Source organism: Oerskovia sp. NPDC056781 (genome assembly GCF_042789955.1).
In the GTDB taxonomy this organism is placed as follows: domain Bacteria; phylum Actinomycetota; class Actinomycetes; order Actinomycetales; family Cellulomonadaceae; genus Oerskovia; species Oerskovia rustica.
Window position 1 is genome coordinate 1 of sequence record NZ_JBHUAD010000279.1, and the last position, 4,622, is coordinate 4,622.

Here is a 4,622-nt window from a genome sequence, read left to right on the forward strand (position 1 = left end):
GCCCCTGAGCAGGGGCCCGACGGCGGCGCGACGGCAGGTCGGAAGGACCGATCAGCCGGCGACGCGGGCGGCGAGCTCGCGCCCCACCTCGGCCGTCGACCGTACTCGGGTCCCCCGCTCGGCGAGGTCCGCGGCGACCGCGGCCTCGACGCGCTGCGACTCCTCGGCGAGGCCGAGGTGGTCGAGCAGCATCGCGACGGACAGGACCGTGGCGGTGGGGTCCGCCTTGCCCTGGCCCGCGATGTCGGGAGCCGAGCCGTGCACCGGCTCGAACATGGAGGGGGCCGTGCGGTCGGGGTTGATGTTGGCCGAGGCCGCGAGGCCGATGCCGCCGGTGATCGCGGCGGCCTGGTCCGTCAGGATGTCGCCGAACAGGTTGTCGGTGACGATGACGTCGAAGCGCGACGGGTTCGTCGTGAGGAAGATCGTGGCGGCGTCCACGTGCAGGTAGTCCGTGGTGACGTCGGGGAACTCTGCGTTGACGGCCTCGACCGTGCGGCGCCACAGGTGACCGGCGTGGACGAGGACGTTGTGCTTGTGCACGAGCGTCAGGTGCTTGCGGGGACGCGCCTGGGCGCGGGCGAACGCGTCGCGCACGACGCGCTCGACGCCGAAGGCCGTGTTCACGGAGACCTCGGTCGCGATCTCGTGGGGCGTGCCGACGCGCAGCGCCCCGCCGTTGCCGACGTAGGGGCCCTCGGTGCCCTCGCGGACGACGACGAAGTCGATCTCGCCCGGGTCCGCCAGCGGGGACCTCACGCCGGGGTAGAGCTTGCCGGGACGCAGGTTGACGTAGTGGTCGAGAGCGAAGCGCAGCTTGAGCAGCAGACCGCGCTCGAGGACGCCCGACGGGACGGTCGGGTCACCGATCGCACCGAGGAGGATCGCGTCGTGCGTGCGGATCGCCGCGAGGTCCTCGTCGGTGAGGGTCTCGCCGGTCGCGTGCCAACGGCGCGCACCGAGGTCGAAGGGCGTCGTGGAGACCTTGACGTCGGTTCCGGAGAGGGCCGCCTCGAGGACCGCGAGGCCCTGCTCGACGACCTCGATACCGATGCCGTCTCCGGCGACCACTGCCAAGTCGATGTTGCGCGTCATGCTCGAACCGTACGCTCCGGGGCCAGCCCTCGGGACGCCCATCTCACACCGTGGGCGGGTCGAGCGCCGCGATCCGCGTCATCTCGCGGTCCGAGCGTCGACGTCTCGGCTGGTCGCGCTCCCATGGTGTCCGTGCCGGCCCGCGTGACGCTCGATGGTGGTAGGCGCAGACCGCGCGTCGACTTGCGCAAACCGCCAGAGTACGCAACTCTTAGGAAACTTTCCTAAGATGCTGGCAGAGAGGCCATCACGCCGTGTCCCGCACGCACGTCCCGGGGACCCCCGGATTGCTCCGCACGATCAACGACCGCGCCGCGCTCGAGCTCCTGCTCGACACGGGCCCCATGACCCGGTCGCAGATCGGAGACCTCACCGGCGTCTCCCGTCCGACATCCTCCCAGATCGTGGCGCGCCTGGAGTCGGCCGGGCTCATCGAGCCCACCGGGGCCGTCCAAGGAGCACGCGGCCCGCAGGCGGTCACGTACGCCGCACGCACCGACGTCGTCGTCGGGCTGGCGCTCGACGTCCTTCCCGGAGGGGTCCAGGCCCGCCTCGTCGACGCCCACGGGACCGTCCTCGGCGGCGCCGAGGTGCCCACCTCGGACGACCGCACCGCAGTGAGCGACGTCCGCGCCGCATGGCACGCCGCCTGCGCCGACGCCCGCGTCCCCGTCGAGCGGGTCGGCGCGGTCGTCGCAGGGGTCCAGGCCGCGGCCGACCCGACGACCGGAGACCTCTGGCTCGTCGGCGACCTGCCGGGATGGCCCCGCCTCGCCGTCCGCTCGCTCCTCGAGCAGGAGTTCGGCGTCCCCGTCCACATCGAGAACGACGTCAACCTCGCCACGATCGCCGAGCACGACGCCGGCCGGGGCGACGACGCGAGCTTCTCGCTGCTGTGGATCGGCGGCGGCATCGGTCTCGGGACCCTCATCGACGGCAGGCTCCACCACGGCGCCACCGGTGCCGCCGGCGAGCTCGGCTACCTCCCCGTGCCCGTGACCGTCCGCGACTACGACGACCACTCGGTCAACCTCCAGGACCTCGTGGGAGGCCGCCGGTTCGAGGAGCTCGCCGAGCGGCACGGCGTCCCCGGAGAGAGCTACGCCGACTACCTCGCAGCCATGACCGCCGCCCCGGACAGCCCGGCGGTCGTCGCGCTCGTCGAGGACTTCGGCCGCCGCCTCGCCACCGTCGTCCAACCGGTCGTGGCGGTCGTCGAGCCGCACCTCGTCGTGCTCAGCGGCCCGACGTGCATCGCGGGTGGGCAACGCCTCGCCGACGTGACCCGCAGCCACCTCACGGACACCGAGCAGGGCGTGGCGCTGATCGCCCCGACCCTCGCCCCCTCCGACCCTGTCCTCCGCGGCGCCCAGGCGGTCGTCGCGGCCGACGTCCGCGCACTCCTCCTCGACCGCGTCTCGACCCACCCCTCGGACCACGGCGCGCACGGTGTGCCGGCCCAGACGGTGCGCGCGGGCACGGCGACCACCGGCGCTCCGGCGCCCTCCTACTCGGGGTAGCTCCTCTCGCTGCCCCGACGGGCGGTGGTCGCGGCCTGGGACGGCGACCACCGCTCACCCCCCTCGCCCGTCGCCGGTCGCGCACGACGCCCGACGGTGCCGCTCACCCCGCGCGCCGCACCCTCACCCGATCCCCGGGCGGCTCAACAGCGCCCGCATCTCGGTCGCCGTCGTGTCCCGTCCGTAGCCCGCGAGCTGGAACGACTCGGCGAACTCCCCGACCGCGCCGAGCCCAGCGGCGGAGACCGCGGCACGCATCTCCGGCTGGGTGTGCAGGTACGGCGACCAGTGCTCGAGGACGAACTCCCGCACCCTGCCCCAGTCGCCCACGGGCGGCACCTGGTCGAGCAGACCACGCTGCCACGGCGCGAACTCGAGGAACTGCGAGGCGTGGGCTGCGCAGGCACGCAGCTTGGCCTCGACGGTGCTGCTCACGTCGACCACCACGTCGTGGCGGTGGTGCGCGAGCGCGTCGTGGTCGGGCATGAGCAGGCACACGGGAGGGGTCTCCAGGGCAGGGACGTCCGGCACGACGTTCGCCAGCCCGACGACGGCCACCGCCTCACGCACGAGGCGCCCTGCTGCGCGGTTGTCGAGGTGGCCGGGGCACTCGTCGTGGAACGCGACGACCACGTCAGCCTGCCACCGGCGGATCCGGGCGACGACCTTCCGGCGCATCGCGACGCTCGCCTCGAGCTCGCCGTCGTGGGCGGAGAGGATCTCGTACTCCTGCACCCCCAGCTCCCGCGCCGCGGCGTACGCCTCGACGGCCCGACGGCGCGCAAGAGCCTTGCGCGGCATGGACCGGTGCCCGGCGTCACCGTTCGTCAACGACAGGAACTTCACGCCGTGGCCCGCCTGCGCGAGCTTCGCAGCGGTCCCGCCGACATACTCGTCGGGCTCGTCGGGGTGTGCCGCGACGACGAGGACCCGCAGCCTGTCGGCGAACAGGCCCGGAGCAGGCGCGAGCACGTCGGCCTGCGGCGAGGGGCTCATCGCTGCCGCGGGAACCGCAGCTCGAACCGTTCGCAGACCACGGGCATGTCCTCACGGAACTCGTGGCCCACCAGGACCCGCGTGAAGTACTCCCGGTGACCGGCACGCCAGGACTCGAGCGTCCGGTCGTCCTCGCCCTCGGCCGCCGCGAAGTCGGCCGTGACCTGGTCGAACGGCACGACCTCGACAGACGTCGTGCGGATGAGCGCCCGCGGGTGCCCGTCGCCGTCGAGGATGATCGAGAGCTCGCCGACCAGCGGCAGCGGCACGTCGTCGCCGTACTCCCAGTGCGACGAGGAGGTCGCGGTCTTGTCACCCGACAGCACCGCAGCGAGCAGACCGTCGGCGAGAGCGGGGTTGTCCCCGAACGACCAGGCGGGCGGCGGCACGGTCGCCGAGATCCCGAAACCGGTCACGACGCCCACCTTGCCCTCCCCCGCACGGACGCGCGCGGTCTCCCAGAACTCGAGAATCTCCTCGCCGCGCGGGTCGTCGTCCCGAGCGGGATCCGCGCCCGCGGGGACGGCCGGAGCGGCACGGTGCTCGTCGCCTGTGGCGGGCAGCGCCGCCTGCTCGGCGCTGTCGTTCGTGCTGTCCGGTCCGCGGTCGTCGTGGTGGCTCATACGTCCATGGTGGACCACGGACACCCGGAGTGCCCGCCTTGTCGTGCTTTGACCGACGGGGTGTCGGCGATTCCACCCTGTTCCCGTGGTTCCCTCCGGGCCGACGGTGACCATGCAGCCCGCTGGCGGTGACGGCGCACCACGCCGACGGTGACCGCGGAACGCGCCGACCCATCGTCCCTGGCGGCAGCGCCGTCACCGTCGGCAGGCGCGCGCGTCACCCTCGGCGGGCAGGGCCGTCACCCTCGGCAGGAGCGCGCGTTGCCCTCGGCGGGTCGCACCCGACGTGACGCGAGCCTTCGGGGAGGCTACGCCGTCGGGCATCGGAGCGGCACTGCCGCGAGCCGGACGCACGGAGGAGGGTGACCCGTCCTGCACAGGACGGGTC

General features: G+C 73.3%; 4 protein-coding genes. 1 reads left to right on the forward strand and 3 read right to left on the reverse strand.

Annotation, left to right across the window (positions count from 1 at the left end):
* Positions 1–51 precede the first annotated feature (51 nt).
* A complete protein-coding gene (locus tag ACFRCR_RS17060) occupies positions 52–1,095 on the reverse strand; it encodes a 3-isopropylmalate dehydrogenase (RefSeq protein ID WP_138823702.1) in 1,044 nt (347 codons plus the stop codon).
* A 287-nt stretch (positions 1,096–1,382) separates the two neighbouring features.
* Between ACFRCR_RS17060 and ACFRCR_RS17065 the strand changes: the two genes are divergently transcribed.
* On the forward strand, positions 1,383–2,615 hold the full coding sequence (locus ACFRCR_RS17065) for an ROK family protein (RefSeq protein WP_377679190.1): 1,233 nt from the start codon (positions 1,383–1,385) through the stop codon (positions 2,613–2,615).
* A gap of 123 nt (positions 2,616–2,738) precedes the next feature.
* On the opposite strand, the gene ACFRCR_RS17070 is transcribed toward ACFRCR_RS17065, so the two are convergent.
* Both ACFRCR_RS17070 and ACFRCR_RS17075 read right to left on the reverse strand, forming a co-directional pair.
* Entirely contained in the window at positions 2,739–3,611 is an 873-nt protein-coding gene (locus ACFRCR_RS17070; protein ID WP_377679192.1) for a PIG-L deacetylase family protein, read from the reverse strand.
* The gene (locus tag ACFRCR_RS17075; protein ID WP_377679194.1) at positions 3,608–4,234 is read right to left on the reverse strand and encodes an ASCH domain-containing protein; all 627 of its coding nucleotides are present in this window, start codon (positions 4,232–4,234) and stop codon (positions 3,608–3,610) included. Before ACFRCR_RS17075 ends, ACFRCR_RS17070 begins: the two co-directional genes overlap by 4 nt.
* Between the last annotated feature and the right edge of the window lie 388 nt (positions 4,235–4,622).

Coding starts and splice junctions, on each gene's coding strand:
- ACFRCR_RS17060 (WP_138823702.1), bottom strand. CDS start 1,095: ATGACGCGCAACATCGACTTGGCAGTGGTCGCCGGAGACGGCATCGGT.
- ACFRCR_RS17070 (WP_377679192.1), bottom strand. CDS start 3,611: ATGAGCCCCTCGCCGCAGGCCGACGTGCTCGCGCCTGCTCCGGGCCTG.
- ACFRCR_RS17075 (WP_377679194.1), bottom strand. CDS start 4,234: ATGAGCCACCACGACGACCGCGGACCGGACAGCACGAACGACAGCGCC.